The sequence below is a fragment of the Bdellovibrio sp. HCB337 genome (assembly GCF_047302465.1).
Taxonomy (GTDB): Bacteria; Bdellovibrionota; Bdellovibrionia; order Bdellovibrionales; family Bdellovibrionaceae; genus JACMRP01.
Genome location: NZ_CP178621.1, coordinates 457007 through 474618 on the forward strand (window position 1 = coordinate 457007; position 17612 = coordinate 474618).

Annotated in this window: 14 protein-coding genes; 4 read left to right on the forward strand and 10 right to left on the reverse strand. The window is 45.8% G+C overall.

Going from position 1 to position 17612, the window contains the following annotated elements; genetic code table 11:
• Positions 1–45: 45 nt before the first annotated feature.
• The 4 genes from ACLWBB_RS02185 to ACLWBB_RS02200 all read right to left on the reverse strand — a co-directional run bounded on the left by ACLWBB_RS02185 (position 46) and on the right by ACLWBB_RS02200 (position 4783).
• Positions 46–1449 (reverse strand): sigma-54-dependent transcriptional regulator, encoded by a 1404-nt coding sequence (locus tag ACLWBB_RS02185; RefSeq protein ID WP_413289910.1) that lies wholly within the window; start codon positions 1447–1449, stop codon positions 46–48.
• A gap of 91 nt (positions 1450–1540) precedes the next feature.
• Entirely contained in the window at positions 1541–3403 is a 1863-nt protein-coding gene (locus tag ACLWBB_RS02190) for a histidine kinase dimerization/phospho-acceptor domain-containing protein (RefSeq protein ID WP_413289911.1), read from the reverse strand.
• Entirely contained in the window at positions 3391–4074 is a 684-nt protein-coding gene (locus ACLWBB_RS02195) for an HAD family hydrolase (RefSeq protein WP_413289912.1), read from the reverse strand. Before ACLWBB_RS02195 ends, ACLWBB_RS02190 begins: the two co-directional genes overlap by 13 nt.
• 7 nt (positions 4075–4081) lie before the next feature.
• On the reverse strand, positions 4082–4783 hold the full coding sequence (locus ACLWBB_RS02200; RefSeq protein WP_413289913.1) for a DUF2817 domain-containing protein: 702 nt from the start codon (positions 4781–4783) through the stop codon (positions 4082–4084).
• 48 nt (positions 4784–4831) lie between these two features.
• Between ACLWBB_RS02200 and glmU the strand changes: the two genes are divergently transcribed.
• A complete protein-coding gene (gene glmU / locus ACLWBB_RS02205) occupies positions 4832–6247 on the forward strand; it encodes a bifunctional UDP-N-acetylglucosamine diphosphorylase/glucosamine-1-phosphate N-acetyltransferase GlmU (RefSeq protein WP_413289914.1) in 1416 nt (471 codons plus the stop codon).
• A gap of 3 nt (positions 6248–6250) precedes the next feature.
• Complete coding sequence (glmS, locus tag ACLWBB_RS02210) at positions 6251–8137, forward strand: glutamine--fructose-6-phosphate transaminase (isomerizing) (protein ID WP_413289915.1); 1887 nt, start codon at positions 6251–6253, stop codon at positions 8135–8137.
• Between the two features lie 49 nt (positions 8138–8186).
• Here glmS and ACLWBB_RS02215 read toward each other — a convergent pair whose 3' ends face one another.
• The gene (locus ACLWBB_RS02215) at positions 8187–9890 is read right to left on the reverse strand and encodes a choice-of-anchor D domain-containing protein (protein WP_413289916.1); all 1704 of its coding nucleotides are present in this window, start codon (positions 9888–9890) and stop codon (positions 8187–8189) included.
• A 161-nt stretch (positions 9891–10051) separates the two neighbouring features.
• Positions 10052–11476: an SH3 domain-containing protein gene (locus ACLWBB_RS02220; protein ID WP_413289917.1), complete on the reverse strand. Its 1425-nt coding sequence runs from the start codon at positions 11474–11476 to the stop codon at positions 10052–10054.
• 98 nt (positions 11477–11574) lie between these two features.
• Here ACLWBB_RS02220 and ACLWBB_RS02225 point away from each other — a divergent pair, with 98 nt between their 5' ends.
• The gene (locus ACLWBB_RS02225; protein WP_413289918.1) at positions 11575–13437 is read left to right on the forward strand and encodes a hypothetical protein; all 1863 of its coding nucleotides are present in this window, start codon (positions 11575–11577) and stop codon (positions 13435–13437) included.
• 76 nt (positions 13438–13513) lie between these two features.
• Here ACLWBB_RS02225 and ACLWBB_RS02230 read toward each other — a convergent pair whose 3' ends face one another.
• The 3 genes from ACLWBB_RS02230 to ACLWBB_RS02240 form a co-directional block, all read right to left on the reverse strand.
• Entirely contained in the window at positions 13514–14410 is an 897-nt protein-coding gene (locus ACLWBB_RS02230) for a hypothetical protein (protein ID WP_413289919.1), read from the reverse strand.
• Positions 14411–14572: 162 nt separating this feature from the next.
• Entirely contained in the window at positions 14573–15073 is a 501-nt protein-coding gene (locus ACLWBB_RS02235) for a YiiX/YebB-like N1pC/P60 family cysteine hydrolase (RefSeq protein WP_413289920.1), read from the reverse strand.
• Positions 15070–15636 (reverse strand): biotin transporter BioY, encoded by a 567-nt coding sequence (locus ACLWBB_RS02240; protein ID WP_413289921.1) that lies wholly within the window; start codon positions 15634–15636, stop codon positions 15070–15072. The genes ACLWBB_RS02235 and ACLWBB_RS02240 overlap by 4 nt, the downstream gene beginning before the upstream one ends.
• Positions 15637–15741: 105 nt before the next feature.
• On the opposite strand from ACLWBB_RS02240, the gene ACLWBB_RS02245 reads away from it, so the two are divergent.
• A complete protein-coding gene (locus ACLWBB_RS02245) occupies positions 15742–16194 on the forward strand; it encodes a MarR family winged helix-turn-helix transcriptional regulator (RefSeq protein WP_413289922.1) in 453 nt (150 codons plus the stop codon).
• Here the strand turns inward: ACLWBB_RS02245 and mltF are convergent.
• The gene (mltF, locus tag ACLWBB_RS02250) at positions 16191–17552 is read right to left on the reverse strand and encodes a membrane-bound lytic murein transglycosylase MltF (RefSeq protein WP_413289923.1); all 1362 of its coding nucleotides are present in this window, start codon (positions 17550–17552) and stop codon (positions 16191–16193) included. The genes ACLWBB_RS02245 and mltF overlap by 4 nt on opposite strands.
• Between the last annotated feature and the right edge of the window lie 60 nt (positions 17553–17612).

The window sequence follows — 17612 nt, forward strand, 5'->3', positions numbered from 1 at the left end:
ATGTACTCAGCGCCCCTCACGGACCGGCTTTACGGTTCGTCCTGTTTAGATTTCGATAGTTCCGTCTGGAGGACGGAGACCTTTTTTCTTAATTTTCTCTACGAGAGTCGTACGATTCAGCTTTAACAGCATGGCTGCCTGATTGCGATTCCAGCCAGTTTTTTCAAGAGCGCGAAGGATGAGTGCATTTTCATAAGAATCCACCGCGGTATTGAAATCCAATCCAGCCTCAGGAATATCCACTACACCAACTTCTTGAGTAATCGCTTTTCCAGCTTTGTACTTCAAAGGAAGATCTACGACTTCGAGTTGTCCATGGCCCTTAAGGATCGTCATACGCTCCATCAAGTTTTCAAGCTCACGAATATTCCCTGGCCATTGATAGTGTACTAGGCAGTCCAAAGCTTCTTCAGAGAATCCAGTCAGCGCGCGACCGCGTGTTTTACCAAAAGAATCCATGAAATGTTTTAACAACAATGGAATATCGCTTTTTCTGTCACGAAGAGCCGGAATAGTAATAGGAATAACATTTAAGCGATAAAACAAGTCTTCGCGGAAGTTGCCGAGTTCCACAGCTTCTTCAAGGTTCACGTTCGTTGCAGTAATCACACGGACGTTCACTTGCACTGTCTTAGTGCTACCTACAGGTTCAAAACACTTTTCTTGAAGAGCACGAAGAAGTTTTACTTGCAGAGTCGGGTCCATATCACCGATCTCGTCTAAGAAGATCGTTCCACCATCAGCCATCTCAAAGCGGCCTACGCGATTGGCAATAGCGCCAGTGAAAGCGCCCTTGATATGTCCAAAAAGTTCGCTCTCTAAAAGCTCGCCAGGAATTGCGCCACAGTTAATTGGAATAAAAGGACCACTTGCGCGCGGAGAGTTGTAGTGAATTGCACGAGCAATGAGCTCTTTTCCGGTTCCAGTTTCGCCATGAACAAGGACTGTCGAGTCAGAATCAGCCACGCGCTCTACCAGACGAAGAACACTCTGGATAGATTCACTTGTGCCGATGATTTGATCGAATTTGTACTTACGATTCAATTCACTGCGTAGCTGTTGATTCTCTTGCTGAAGATGCTTGTGAGCGAGAGCTCGATCTACCAAGCTGATTAATTCGTCTAAATTGAAAGGCTTTGTGACAAAGTGGAATGCGCCTTTTTGAGTTGCACGCACAGCCGCTTCGATCGTCGCGTGACCAGTCAAGATCACAACTTCAATAGATGGGTAGAGAGATTTCAAATGAGTCATGAACTCAATTCCATCACCATCTGGAAGATTTAAATCGACGATTGCAAGATCAATGGCTGTATCACCTTGGCAGAGAAGCTTTGCTTCTTCGATGCGGTTTGCGGTGATGACATTCAGTCCTTTGCGGTCCAAGACTCTGAAGAGGGCCGTCCGTAAGCTCGATTCATCATCCAATATAAGCACGCGATGAGTGCGCATGAACCTTCCTTCCATGGTGGGTTCTTGTTCCTTTTTATAGAGTAATTGATTTCTGACAGGACTGTCAAAAATTCCGCGTGCAGCTTACGTTTCAGGACCTCAAAACTGGACGAGGAAAGGAAATTTTTGCCAGGGTCGTTGGCCCAGATTCGAGCTTGGTCGAGGAAGAAATTTCCAATTTGCCGCCATGATCCTCGACGATCTGCGAGGCCACAGGAATACCAAGACCCGCACTTTCTTTTTCATAGGGAGCGCCGTTATTCTTGACCACAATAAGATACTTGTCCGCAGTGAGTTCTAAGCTCACATCAAGCTGACCTTTGAATTCAGGAGTGTTGTTTTTGTGACGAGCAAGAATAGAATCATAAGCGCTTTGTAAAATATTTTTGATCGCTTGCGAGAGAAGATTCAGATGCCCGCGTGCAGGACAGAGTTTGTCTGGCAAATTGAGAGTCACTTCAATAGCTTGAGACTTAAGCTGAAGCTCCATGATTTTGTAAGCACGTTTGATGACATCTCTTAAATCCAAGTCAGTGATTTCGTCGACGTTTGGATTGCGTGTAAAGCCTAATAAGTTTTGGATGATCTCTTTGCAACGTAGAGAGCCCGCTTCCATTTCAAGAATGTCTGGATACATTGGATGATCTTTGGGCAGATCCATCTTGATCAGCTGAGTGAAAGAAAGAATTCCGCCAAGAGGATTGTTCAATTCATGAGCAATACTGCTGCCGATAGTTCCAAGTTCTGCAAGCTTCGCAGTTTCAAGAAGCTGCTTTTCCATCAAGAGTCTTTGTGTGATGTCGTGATAAATATTCACGAACACCGCAGGCTTCTGTGGCTCTAAAGACAAGCTTTGACTGTACACTTCGAAAGACTTAGTAGCCTTCGCGTCTTTATTGTCTAATCGGAAGTTTTTTCCGCGTTGGCAATGATCGCACGGAGTTTTTCGATTGTAGAGAACTTCAAAACACTTTTTGCCAATCACGCTGCCGGTTGGATGATGGCTCGTGATTGCAGAATTCGCTTGAATGATATCATAGTTCGTATCAATGATTGCGACCGGGTCAGAAACGGCGTTGAAAGTTGCTTCCCATTGTTTTTTAAGCTCTTCAGACTCTTCCAACTTCTGAATACGTCCGAGTGCCAATGAGACGGCTTCAGCCACGCGATTCAAAAAATCAACTTCATCACGTAAAAACGGATGATCCGTTGCTCGCATGAAAAATATGGACCCGATACGCTCATGCTGACGGAACAAAGGAACTCGTTGCTGTGTGAAGCTTAGTTTTGTTTCTACCTGCTCAGCAAACAAGTTGTCCTGAGGAGCAAAGAAAATGCGAATCCACGAAGTCTGCACCGTAGAAGCCATGGACTCGTTCAAAAGCTTTTCGATCTCGACAAGCGAGCCCGCTTTATGAACGGCCATCAATGCATTCTTTAAGCCCTCGATCCTTACATTTGTTTGATACAGTTTGCGGCGGGCTTCGGTTAAAAACTTTGTTCTTTTTTCAACTCTTTGCTCAAGATCCGCCTGAAGACGTATTAATTGCTCTTTTTGGTCCCGGATCAATTTTTCAAGGTTCTTATCTTGTTTTTGACGATTTACTTCTTCGAGAGCGCTAAAAAAATGCGCTTCGATGTCGGTCTCTTGATAAGAAGAAATCACACGGAACAAAGGATAAAGCTCATGAATATCTGCAAGCTGTTCTGGCGCAAAGTCTTTAGGCACAACAGCAATCCACTGAGCTGCGGGATTGTGATCTAAAACCTGGTGATAAAATTGTCCAAACTTTTTTTCTAAGATAGAAGTGATGGACAGCGCCACGACATCACACACGGCTTCTTTGCTCCATACAAGAGCTTGTGATAGGTCTGGTAAGATCTGGGCACCCAGATCTACGAGCCTCTCTTCCCATGGGCCAATCAATAAAAAGCTAGTTTTTAAAGGCCGCATGTTTTGATCAACTCCGCGTGTTTATAAATCGTAAAATCCGGGTAGTCTTCTCGCTGCTCCGGTGTTTCTCCGACATGTTCTCCATGACAGAAGTAACATGTCTTAGCTCCGCAAACTTTAGCATAACGGATTTCTTGCGAAAGCCGATTACCAATACTTAAAAGTTCCTCGGGCTGGATGCCTTCTTGTTTAAGAATATCAGCAAAGGCATCTTTTTTGATTTCATTTTTGAAATTATTCACCAAATAAACTTTACGGAAATAAGGTTCTATTTGCAGGGCTTTAATTTTTTTCATTTGTGCGTCAGGTTCTCCGGACGTCACTAGAAACAGAATATACTTCTCGCCTAGTTTTCTGAGATTCTCTACAGCTCCATCCATCAAAGGCAAACGCGCTGGTACTTCAGGATTGTAAAACGCCTTCATCGCCGCTTGCAGAGCAGTATCAGGAGTTTGCGTGCCATATTTATCAATAAAGCCTTGAAAGATTTGTTGATGAGTCAGTTGGGCAGCATGACTGGCTCGCCAAGCAAGGCAAGTATCGACATCGCTTGAAACACCATTATTCAACATCGCCTCGCACGCGTGGCGAGCGGCGAGCGGCACCAAAAGCTGGCTTGTATCCAGCAAGGTGTCGTCTAAATCAAAAGCGATGCATTTAATCGCGGTCATGATTCCCTTAAGTGGCAAAGTCCTGTGTCATGAGTTGCGTGAGCCCAGGTTCGAAGTGAGGCCACACCTGATCAAGATGAATTCTCTCCTGCTCTTCAATGCAGATCACGGGAATTTTATGATCCAGCCAGCCGTACTGACCAAGGCTTCCCGGCGTTGGGTAACCAATGTCCTCGCGGACGGGATAGCCTGTCTTCCCAGCTAGAATTGTCGATGCTTCTTTTCCAGGGGTACCCGTATAAACAACGCAAGGCTCCCAGGAGTGAAAATGCACAATCAAACGCGGCTTTTCGGTTTCGATCAGCTGGACTATGGCCTGGGTTTCAGGTTCGCTGGCAGCGTGTTTTCCCGGAAAATAGCGGGGGCCTTTGCTTTCGGGGCTCCAGTCGCTCGAAGGGAAATTGCGGTTGAGATCCACTCCGTTGTCGTTGATACGCTGATTACGAAGAAAGCCATCGACATTGATACACGGGATGAGTAGCCACGAGTGGATGATTTTTTCAGGCGAAGACTCTTCTGTTTTCTGCAACCACTTCAAGAACTCTTGGGCTAAGCGAACGCCCTCAGGCTCGTCTCCGTGGACGCCTCCAACAAACAAGATAGGAGCTGTGGCTTTTCCATCACGGTTGTGTGTTTTTTTATACAACTCTATAGGGGTGCCGCGGGGGCTTCGTGCCCAAGAAGTTTGGTGAAAAATTTTTGCTTGCATATCATAATTAAGCCTGATTTTTAGAGGCTTGAAAAGGACAGAATATCCATGGCAAAGAACGACAAAAAAGAGGCTGCAGAACCGAATAAACTGGCAATGATCATTTTGGCGGCGGGAAAGGGCACCCGTATGAAATCTCCACTTCCCAAAGTGCTTCATCCTGTGGCAGGTCGTCCAATGATCGAAAAGGTCATCCAAGCCTCTAAAAAAGCAGGTGCAACGGATCTGCGCGTGATCGTGGGCCACGGTCAGGCGTTGGTGCGTTCCGTGGTTGAGCCTATGGGTGTGAGCTGTTTCGTGCAAGAGAACCAATTAGGAACTGCCGATGCTGTTAAAGCGGCCCAAGTGGAGACCATCGAAGGCGATGTTGTAATCATGAACGGCGATCATCCGTTGATCGAAGCTGAAGATATTAAAAAATTCATTACTTTGTTCCGTGAAGAAAAATGTGATCTTGCTGTCGTGACTGCCGTCGTGAAAAAGCCAGGTGAGTTCGGCCGCATCGTGCGCCACAAAGGCGACCTGAAGGCCATCGTTGAAGCTAAAGATGCTTCTGCCGACACTTTAAAAATTCGCGAGATCAACACGGGCATTTATATCGCAAAAGCAGAAACTCTAGCTGAGTACTTGCCACAGATTAAAAACCACAACGCTAAAAAAGAATTCTATGTTACGGATTTGATTTCTTTGTGCATCGAAGATGATTGCAAAGTCATGGCGATCAAAGCATCTCCGAAAGTGGCTGTGGGTGTAAATAACCAGCAAGAGCTGGCTCATGCGACAAAACTTTTATTCAAACGTAAAGCCCTTCGCTTGATGGAAGACGGTGTTTTGATGATCGATCCCGCTTCGACCTATGTGGAAGAGTCTGTGGAAGTCGGCGCAGGTTCCGTCCTTTTTCCAAACACGTTCTTGCGTGGAAGCACGAAGGTTGGATCTTTCACTGTGATTGAACCGCACGTGTTTATGTCTGATTCTGAAATCGGTGATAGCGTGCAAGTACGTGCTGGAAGCTACTTAGAACAGGCGATCGTTCATAGTCGCGCTAGCGTGGGTCCTTATGCACGTCTTCGTCCACAAACGACGATTGGCGAAGAAGCTCACGTAGGCAACTTCGTAGAAATGAAAAAAGTGAAGTTCGGCAAAAAATCTAAAGCGGGTCATCTGACTTACTTAGGCGATGCTGAAATCGGCGAAGATGTAAATATCGGCTGTGGCACTATCACGTGCAACTACGCCGCGGATAAAAAGAAATACCAAACAAAAATCGGCAATCGAGTTTTTGTCGGCAGTGATACTCAGTTTGTAGCTCCGATTGAAATTGGGGACGATGTGGTGATTGGATCAGGATCTACCATCACGAAGAACGTGCCGGCCAAGGCTTTAGCAGTGGCTCGTGGTAAACAAGTTATTAAAGAAAATTACACTCCAAAGGCTCCAGCGCAGCCTAAAAGCGAGGAATAGTCTATGTGCGGAATCGTTGGCTACCTAGGGAACTCTAAAAATCCTAAAGATGTTATTATCTCAGGCCTTAAAAAACTAGAATACCGCGGATATGACTCTGCGGGTATCGCTGTGATGAACGAAGGCAAAACCAAGCGTGTGCGTGCCTCTGGAAAATTGAAGGCTTTGGAAGATAAGCTATTGACTGAAAAAATCGATGGCAACGTCGGTATCGGTCATACTCGTTGGGCTACTCATGGTGCGCCCACAGAGCGTAATGCCCATCCACATCAAGTGCGCGGGATCAGCTTAGTCCACAACGGGATTATTGAAAACTACGTAGAGATTCGTGAAGCACTTTTAGCAGACGGTGCAACCATCACTTCAGATACAGATTCTGAACTTGTGGCGCATTTGATCGCGAATGAAATTGATAGCACGAAAGATCTTTACAAAGCTGTTGAAAAAACTTTGTGCAAGATTCGCGGAGCATTCTCTATCGTCGTAATGTGGGAGCAAAACCCGAATCAACTTGTTGCTTTCAAAGATGGTCCGCCTTTGGTGGTAGGACTGGGTTCTGAAGAAAATTTTGTTGCGAGTGACGTGCAAGCGCTACTTCAGTACACTCGTAAGTTCATTTACCTCGATGACCGTGAGATCGTTCTTTTGAATGGTCAAGACGTCAGCATTTTCTCTGCAAACGGATATCCTTTGCAAAAGAAGGCTGTCGAGTTGAACTGGGATCCACAGATGGTCGAAAAGCAAGGTTACGCGCATTTCATGCTCAAAGAAATCTATGAGCAACCGCGTGCCGTGGCTGCCGCAATGGAGCCTCACGTAAACACAGAAAAATTCTCGGTTCGTCTTAAAAATGTCGGCTTTGGCTCGTTGGTGAACAAGCTTGAAGATCTTGATCCTGCTCAAGACTGGATTAAGACTCAGGAAGTATTGAAAGGCATTGATCGTATTTTCATTATCGCCTGCGGAACTAGCAGTTATGCAGGCATGGTGGGTAAATACTTGATCGAAAATATTGCGCACGTGCCAGTCGAAGTGGATATCGCCAGCGAATTCCGTTATCGCAATCCGGTGATTCCACCAAAATCTTTGGTGATGACGATTTCACAAAGCGGTGAGACCGCAGATACATTGGCAGCTATTCGCTTGGCGAAAGAAAAGGGTGCAACCACTCTGAGCATCTGTAATGTTCGCAACTCAACGATCGATCGCGAAGCTCATGGTCACTTGTACATGAACTCAGGTCCGGAAATTGGTGTTGCTAGTACGAAAGCTTTCACGAGCACATTGACGGTTCTTAATTGTTTAGCGGTTGCTATCGGTCGTATTCGCGATGTGATTTCCGACAAACAAGAAAAAGAATTCGTGCAAGCTTTGTTGTCTGCTCCAAGTCAGATGGAAGTCGTATTGGCTTATGACAAATACTTTGATCAAGCCGCGCATACGTTAAAGCAGTTCCGTGGCTTCTTGTACTTGGGTCGTGGTGTAAGCTTCCCTATCGCGATGGAAGGGGCTTTAAAACTTAAGGAATTGGCTTACATGCACGCAGAAGGCTATGCCGCTGGTGAAATGAAACACGGTCCTTTGGCGTTGATTGACGAACGTATGGCAATTGTCATGTTAGCTCCGAGCGATGAGCTGTACGAGAAGTCTATCAGCAATCTTGAAGAGGCGCGTGCTCGTGGCGGTCAAGTGATTGCTATTGGTACCGGTGACAATGATAAGTTGAAAGCGATCAGCAAGTACTATTTGTCCTTGCCAAAAGCTCATTGGACGATCAATCCACTTCTTGAAGCAATTCCATTGCAACTCATGTCTTATCACCTAGCAAGCAGCCTGGGTTATGATGTGGATCAACCTCGCAATCTTGCGAAATCTGTAACGGTCGAATAGTATTTCTTCTTTAAAATCCTAGGGCCTCTTCAGGCCCTAGGAAAAATTTCTATTTTAAATTGTCATCATCACTTTCGCCAATACCAGACAGTGGAATCGACGTCTGAGAAGGCGAAGCATTGCTGCCCAGTGTGAGAGTGCCTGTGCGGGTACCCACTGCTGTTGGGGCAAATCTGACTGAAATTGTACAAACACCACCAGGACCAATTCCAATACCAGCCGTGCAAGTCGCCGATGAGATCGAGAAGTTTCCGGTGATGCTCATCCCGGTGACAACCAGGATGGTCTGACTTGTATTTTTCACAGTAACGACTTTCGACAAACTTATATCACCCACTTTTTCAGCACTGAACGTCAGTGGTGAAGGTGACAGCGTGACGCTAGGAATGATTGGCGTTGCTGTTGGGCGTGGAGTCGGCGTAGGTGTCGGAGAAATCCCGTTTCCACTAAGAGCCACAGTTCGTGCACCGGCATTCCCAGAGATAGTCAGAGATCCTGTCTTGATTCCGACACTACTAGGAGTAAATCTGATGTCGATGGTGCAAGAGGCGTTTGGTGCATAGTCAATGTTGACTTTGCAAAGCGTGCCAAGGCCCGACGAGAAGTTTCCAGAGGCACCGATCACGCTCAACTGCAGAGGCGCATTGCCAGTGTTGGTGATACGAACTGTCTGCGGAGAACTTGTTGCTCCAACCAGTTGGTTTCCGAAATCCATAGAAGTCATAGAGATCGCCATCTCTGGAGAAGGCGTCGCGGTCGGGCGAGGAGTGGGTGTTGGCGTCGGCGTCGGAGTCACTGTCGGACGCGGAGTAGGAGTCGGTGTCGGTGTCGAAACCGGAGTAGGCGTCGGCGTCGCGGTTGGACGAGGTGTAGGAGTAGGAGTTGGTACAGGCGTTGGTGTCGCGGTAGGACGTGGTGTTGGGGTTGGTGTAGGAATAGGAGTCGGTGTCGGTGTTGCTGTTGGGCGTGGAGTTGGTGATGGTGTGGAAACTGGTGTTGGAGTAGGTGTTGAAACTACTTTTGCAGGCAAAAAAATTGTCTGATTGAGCGAATCATTTGCCATATCAGACATTGCTACATCAATAGAAACACTTTCACTAAGCTTTTTACCGATTAAGAGAGCACGCCTGTTGCTTGTGACGACTCCTGTAGACCTATTGATGAATTGAATAGAGGCGACATCCACATCAGGAGCTTCCACTTCAAGCAGAATATACTCGCTGTTGGTATCGGCAGCGATCAGAGTTTGACTGACACGAACGGCGCCCAACGAGCGGATTCCCAGGGGAGTCGATCCGGCATTTATCATCGTAAATTGAGCAATCAAAGTGGCTTCGTCGCCGCGATAACCAAAAACGTAATACAGATCTAGATTTGCTGGTAAAAAGTGATCCGTGTTGAAAGTTTCTCCGACAGAGACAACGGTGGCGCTAGAAGCTTGAATCCATTCAATCTTCGTAAAGTCGTTCTGCAGTAGAGTGATATTTTCGATAATAGGAGAGCCCTGAGTATAGTCGTAAACATGATTGACTCCAGGAGCAGGAAAAAGAACATTCGAAGAGGGTTCTTGGGGAGAAGCCAGCAACTCTTCAAGATCCACTTGATTTCCGATACTGGCAAGGTCTGCATTGTATTTGGAACTTTCGCTTATTGAGCCTGAAAGCTTTGCGGGCCCGCAGTTTTGAAATAAGATCAAAGTGCAAGCTGCACTTCCAGCAATAGCTGTGAGCCAACGTCGCGACGCTACTTTCATGCATCCCCCCGGATTACTAAGTTCACTTCCAAACTTCGGCCATGACGTCGCAGAAATGACTTTCAAAAAGTATATATGGAAAAGTCGTTTAGTAGTCGCGCGACCACACGGGCCTCAGAAATTATTTTTAAACGCGCTTCAGAGTGATACTGTTCGACATTTTAGAACTCATAACCTAAACGAAGATCGAAAGTCGTGTAGAATAAATTTTGTTCGCCCGTTTTGGCACCGCTTCCACTTTTCTGAAAATTGTAAGAATAGGAAAGAGACTGCACATAAGAAAAAACACCCAGCCGCCAATTAGGTGCTAACTTATAAGCGGCACCTATCTGAGCTTCATAGGCCAGCTTGGTGCTGATAGAAAACGAATCGCCGTGGCCCGAAGCCGAGATCGGCAGTTGAGGGCTAAAGGCGAACTCGTAACACCAATTGCGTTCTTGCCCTAAAAGCAGTCCCACGCCAAGAGTCGCCATAGTCAGTGTATGGTCGCGAATAGTGACGACGTTGCTATTGTCGATATCCATAAAAGGCACTTGATGAATTTGCGTTCCGAACCGAATTTGCCACTGACTAGGAAGTCCCCATATACGACTGCGTGAAGTTCTTGGAATTTGATAAAGGCCTTTGGCCTCGGTCGTTCGCCAGTGATACGTCGATTGTTGAATTTGAAAAGGGGCATCTGCTTGAATAGTGCCTGGTGCATCTCTGAAATAGAAATCAAGGCCCCACTGATCTCCCCAATAGCCGGCTCGCCACATAATTCCCGGAGCTTGCATAGTTTTGAATTCTAGAGTCGGAGATCCTTCTGTCGTTTGATTATTGGATTGATAGGTAAATCCAAGTCCCGTCCAAATTCTAACTTTTTTACCAGCCGCCGGTGGTTTCTTTGCAGACACTTTGGTAGTGGTTTTCACCTCTTCTTTTTTGACTGAGACATCGACTGAGACTAAGAACGTTTTTGTCGCATTCTTTCCCGACTGAATGACCACAGGAATCTGCATAAGGCCTTGAGGCAGTTCCATAGCGATTTCAAAAAAGCCATCTGAATTCGCACGCACAGAACGGCCATCGCTCTTCAGAGGCCCTGAGCCTGGCAATGTTAAGCAAGGTTCCATAATAAACGCGACGCTCTTTTTCCCAAAAACTTGTACCCATCCCGAGGAAGCTTCTTGAGTGAGAACTCGGGTGTCTTTGGCTAAAGTTGTAACGACATTTGAGCTAAGGTCAGGATTTTCATAGACGTTGCACTTCATACGCAGATACCGAGTTTTTTTTGCCTCTCCTGAAGCTGCGATTGCGGGTTCGCCCAAACTATTCACACTCTCTAGGTCTATGCGAACTGTAGCGCCTGGAAGAGTACGACCTGAAAGAATCACTTTCGCAGAGAGTGGGTCACGACTTGGTTCAATTTCAGGATTGTACCACTCTACTTCTGGTATTGCCGCAGACGATGCTTCGCCTTGAGCAAGGGCGATCGACCACAAGCTCATGCAAAGAATGAAAATAGAAAACATCTTAGCGATCATCATCAAAAGATTAACTCCGTTCGCAGCACTCTTCGGACGGGATGTTGCAAAACTAAACAAGACTCGGGCGATAGAATTGCTGACTACACTTTTTGTCGTAAACAGGTTTGTCGAGCATTAATTAGTTATGGACGCAGACAACTGACCGATAAAGGGGGGTGAGAGAAAATTCATTTGGAAGTTCGCTCAATAATAAACCACCAAAGCCAAAGCGTTTTGCGGCAGGCTTTTTTAGCTTCACTCTGACGTTGAGTTTAGGGTGGTGGTTTTTCGTCAGTTATCGCGATGAAATAGTTCCTCAGAACTTATCGCCTGTGAAGACTGTTGGTATTGATACTCCAAAACCTCTAAATCCGCGAGCTCCTCTAAGTGGTCAAAAAATTTGGCTACTACAAAAAGAACCCATTCGATTTGAGTGGGCAGGAGAAGCATCGGAAGAAGTTATTTTTGAAATTTCTCGTGAACCTGACTTTAGAATGCCCCTCTATGAGGAAGCCTATCCGGTGTCGCCGCACTTCACAGATAAACTTCTTGTTGATGGAGTCTATTTTTGGCGACTTGCAAAGAAAAATGAGTACGGAGGAAAGCAAGGGCTCTTTCCACCCGTTAGTTTCGCTTTGATAACTCCCTCTGCTCCAGTTTTAATTTATCCATTTAGTTCTTTTGAGACGACGGATGCGAAATCTTTGAAGTTCTATTGGCAAGAAAAAAAGGGTGTTGGTCAGTATCGCATTCAGGTAGCACAAGATAGTGATTTCAAAAAAGTATTTCATGACCAATTAGTGGAAGAGCCGAAAACGTCCTTAGTGCAAATTCCTGAGGGCAAATATTTTTGGCGTGTACGTGCTGAAGAATATGTGATGGAGTTCTCTGCGTGGAGTGAGACCCGAATTCTTAATGTGATCGGAGATTCACCTCGAGAAAAAAAAGAGGACCCTGTGCAAGTCGTGGTGACACCACCACCAGTCGTTCAGCAGCGCCCAGTCGCGCGTAAACCAATTCCGCCACCTATAAGACTTGCAGTACCACAAGTTTGGAAAAAATCAGATGCGGTGTTACTCCATTATAGACCCTCTACTAAAGCCGCTAGCCCTGGTTTGGTGCATGACGTGCTTATGAATCCTCCGGTGTTCAGTTGGGGAGCGACGGTCGGTGCTCATGGTTATGAGCTCCAAGTTTCAAAAAAGTCTGACTTCTCAACATTAGAGTGGACTGATGTAGTGCCGGGCCAACAAGCTAAATGGATCTTTGCGCTGCCCGGAAAATATTTCTGGCGAGTCAGAGCTGTTGCCGGAGAAGTTTCAAAAAGCGGGTTCAGCTCTCCGAGTATTTTGATACTCTCTTTGCAGGCCCCTAAAGTAGCAAAAAAAATGTCTCAGCTACTAGGTTCTTCTTTGGGAACTAAAAAACCGTCGGTGACTGTGTCCTGGGAAAATGTTCCAGCAGCAACGGGGTATCGGGTTCTAGTTTCCTCAAGCAAGACGTTTAAGGCTCTTAAACTAGATATCAACGTGATGCGTGCGATGGCGAAACTTCCTTTAGATAGTACGGGACTTTATTTTGTGAAGGTCGCGGCGCTAGATAGCTCGGGCGAACGTGTCGGGGACTTTTCAGATATTACTGAGCTTCGCGTAGAAAAAGCAGGACGCCTGGCTAAGTCGGAAAAGAATAGAAAAATTGAAGATGAACTCTTGAGTGTGGCAAACCTTGAAAAAGAGCCTGATATGTCTGCGCCCGTTGTAAAGCTTCCACCGAACGGGGTTTCGATTGTCCCGCTCAATGGTCAGTTAATGCCGATATCATTCAAATGGCAGAGTGTGAATCTTGCAAAGTCGTATCGGTTGGAAATCGCTAAAGACAATGAATTTTCCCAACCTCTTTATAGTCAGGTTACCGATCAATCCCAAATTGTTATTAATAAAAGTATGCCTCGTGGCCGCTTGTACTGGAGACTTCGAGCGGAGCGCGGGGGCGAAAAATCAGACTGGTCAGAAACTTTTTACTTTGAAGTCGGTCAGTAGGGTTTATCATTAGGTCCAAATAAAAAAGGCCTGGACAATAAATCCAGGCCTTTTTGCTTTTAAGTCTATTTCGAAATTAGCGATCAGCGCGAGTTTTTGTTTCTTCGCTTGAAGGCTCTTCGGTCTCTTTAGCCTCTTCTGCTTTTACCAATTTGTAAGTCGCAGAAGCTGTCATTGTTGTCTTTTGACCAGAGGTCTCAGTTGTCGAGTATTTCAATTTGATAATAACTTTATCGCCATGTTTAACGATCAAAACTTTTCTGCCTTCTGGCTTGCTTTGACCCAACTGATCTTCAAGGCTGTAGTTGCCAGTGTACAATGTAGAGAGAGTTTTCAAAGTACCATCTTTGATTGAAAAAGCATCTTGGCGCATGACTTTGCCAATACCTGTTTCAGCATCGAAAGAATTCGGAAGATCGTTGCTGTGGCGAATTTTGTTGGTAGCATCTTTCGAAGCTGATGGCTTAATAGTATGGCAATTAACGAAGATTTTTTGACTATCAGAAACAGCTTTCGAGAAACCTGCTGGAGTTGCGTATTCAGAACCCAAAACATAAAGCTGCTTTTTAGCTTCTTCCGCTTTGGTCTCAGTTTCTACGAAGTACTGAGTGTCGATCAAGCTATAAGTGCCTTTGCCATCTTTCAAAAGTTCATCAACGGTGACTGGATCATCGCCATCAGCAACATCCATCAAGATTGGATTTTTACATTGTTCTGTGTAACCCGCTACCTCGTCAGTCTCTTCTGTAACTTCTGGTTGATCGACAGAATCCTTATCTCCTCCACCAAGATCCACTTTATCGTCTGGATTGGTCGGAGTTCCAGTGCCTGTACCCGTACCATCAGTAGCAGTTTTGGTCTGGTTGCCACCGCGGCTTTTTTTGCCGAAGTTGCTATCGCGTTTTGCGCACGCAACAACAGCCAAAGTGATCAAAGGAATCATAATAAGGTGGCGCATTCTGAACGAGTTCATAACCGTATCTCCTTGTTTGACCTTTTTCGGCTCGCGGCTGTCTAGGGGATTGACAGCTTTAGGGCCCAAACTGGTCGCCAGAAAGAATTTAAAGGCTTTCCGGGGTCGTTTAATTAATCTCAATAGGAGAGAGTTCAAGCGGTATGCCAGTACGGGCGTCGGCTAGAAGACAAATAATTTCGAGCATAAGGGCCGAAAGGATCGAGTCCGATATCCTTGTTTCGTGAGTTGCAAATAGACATCGTCCGGAGAAATTCCTGGTCGACCTTTTAGTTTCTGAAAAGACGGAGGCCATATAGAAGCATCAAAGGTCATGGGCTTTGGTTGCAAACCTAAAATAATACCGACGAGTTTCGAGCAATAGTAACCATCGCTGTCCCAGGAGTAGCCGTGATCATAAGGTTTTCCCAGAACTTCATTTACAAATTTTTCTGAGGGCTCACTTCTATCGTTTAAGACCATAACCTCTGTGAGGACTCCCATGTGACCAAGTGCTACCGTCGAGACAAGCTCCACGCCTCGATAGGGATGAGTATGCAGCCACTGGCCTTTATAAGAAATGGCAACATGACTGAATCGTCCAATTTGGGAAGGGCCTTCCAGAAACGCAACCTGAACTTGAGCCCAAGAAATCTGTACTAGAAATACCAGAAGTGCTTTCACCGTGTATTATACTTCTGCAGAGATGTCACAAATGATGCAGCAAAGAGGCTTTTAATGAAGTCGCCTGGTAAAAAAGGCAAAACGCCGAGCTGTAACAAAGATCCCTCGTGAGTAAAAAAGGAGAGACCCCAAACACCAAAGCTAAATGTTATAGCGCTACCTAAAACCGTAGCAAACCACGTTTTCAGAAAAGACTTTGTCCAACCACGATCGGCTAAAAATCCCATAAGACCAGCGGCAAAGAACATTCCGAACAAGTAACCGCTCGTCGGTCCTAGCAAGAGCCCTGATTTACCACTGGCAAACACAGGAAGTCCAAGGCCCCCCAACACAAGATAACTTGCAACGACGCTCAGGCCGCGCTTTCTTCCCCACAGAAGGGCAATTAAGGCGATGCCAAGAGTTTGCCCCGTAATAGGCACGGGAGTGTTTGGAAGAGGAATAGAAATTTGAGCTAGTGCACCCACAAGAACTAGTCCTCCAAGGACAGCAAAAAGGTTTTCCACCAGAGTATTGCCACGTTTTAAAAGATATTGCGCGATGAGTGCTTGTTCTTGAGCCATAGATTCTCCTTTATGAGAAGATCCTAGAAAACCGGGCGAGATTTCAGAACAAGAAAAAACAAATTTTTATTCTCAATAGTTGAATAATTAAACTATATTGAGACCATGAAACTAAGAAACTACCTTCAAGAAAGCCCTGTCTTTGCATTAAATGCCGCTTACGAAGCCATTGTAACGCCCGTGAACCAACGACTTAAAAAAGAGGATTTGAATCTCTTGCAGGGCTTGGTGTTGACGGCTCTCTTCTTTGAGGAAAGCGACGAGATGACGCCGTCGGCATTAGCAGATGAGTTTAAAACCAGCCGCGGCAACATGAGCCACATTATTTCTCATTTGGAATACAAAGGCTTCGTCAAAAGACGTGTGCGTGAGCAAGATGCCAGACAGTTCTGCATAGAGCTTAAACCCGATGGCCGCAAAAAAGCGCTGTCTCTGATTAAGTTTTATGACAAGCTTCAAAGCCTCTTTGAAGAGCAATTAGGTTCCGGTGCCTGCAAGAAAGCGACGTTAGGAATTCATCAATTGTCGGAAGTGTACAAGAAAGAAAAGCGCGCTTAGGGCTGAGTTGCGACCATCAGATTGTAGAAGCTTGTTACGCGCTCTACGAATTCGACAGTTTCAGTACCACGAGCAAAACCATATTCTAGCTGCGTTTCATAAGAAGGGTCTTCCAATAGAGGAAGCACTTCTCGCAAGTGGCGCCAAGAGTACGGATTTTTGCCCCGTTTCTGAACTAACTTTTGGGCATCTAAAAGATGTCCATAACCGATATTATAAGCGGCCAAAGCCAAGTAAAGACGGTCTTTGTAATTCAAATAGCTAGGCGTCTTATTCAACAAGTAGCGAAGATACTTCGATCCGCCCCAAATACTTTGAACAGGATCAGTACGATCCTCAAGACCCAAGTGGTCTGCAGTATCTTTTGTAAGCTGCATAAGACCACGAACGCCTGTGTAGCTAACAGCTTCATTGTCCCATTGCGATTCTTGATAAGAAACAGCGGCAATCAATTGCCATGGCAAACGATGCTCGCGAGCAGCATTGCGGAATTCGCGTTCGAACTCGGGCAAGGTTTTGCGGGTTTGTTTCATGAAGTAAAGCACGTCATGGCGATTGAGCTCTGACAAATACAGCTTATAGCGATCATGCACGCGCATGATTTCATCGTTGCGGCTGGCTTTTTGGAACCAAGCTTGAAGCAAGCGATTTACATCTGCCAAATCAGGACGCACCAACCAGCTCAACGAGTAATGATCTGTTAGAGCCGTAATTTTTTCGACGTTGTTGTAGTAGCGGGCAAAGAATTGACCTTCGAGGTTTTCTGCCATCACGCAATCAATGTCTTTGCGGGCCATATTCTCAAACAGTGTTTTCGGAGACGCCGCTGTGACGATTTGAATCTTCGTTTGCGGAGCCATCTGAGCAAGACGTTCACTCAAACCATAGATGTTATCTTTAGACAGAATAGCAACGGTCTTATCTTTCAAGTCTACGATGTTAGCGACTTGCGATTTGCTATTGCAGAACAGGCTTAGGAAAGTTTCTTCGTAAGTGGGGCCAACCAGAAAGCCATTATTTTGAATCGGAGTTGGCAAACGGGCCGCTGCGATGTCGCCCATGCCTTCTGCCAAGGCTTTTTTCATTTCGACTTCGTTGGCGACTGGGATGAATTTGATTTTGAGATTGTAGTGATCGGCGAAACTCTCTAAGAGGTCATGGTCGATCCCAAACTTGTGCCCAGTTTTATCGGTAGAGTAAATTAACGGGTTCTTAAGGGTCAGAACCGTGATTTCAGGTTTGCTATTTACCACTTCTAGGCTTGAAGACTCATCCCAATAAATGGCATCGCAGCCATTCATCGCCATGGTCGAGACGCCTAGCACACTGGCAAATATCAAGTGCTTAAATCTCATCATGCAAGGTCGATGTAGTCGGAAGATGCCCCTAGAGCAAGCATTAGGGGGTGAATTCTTGTG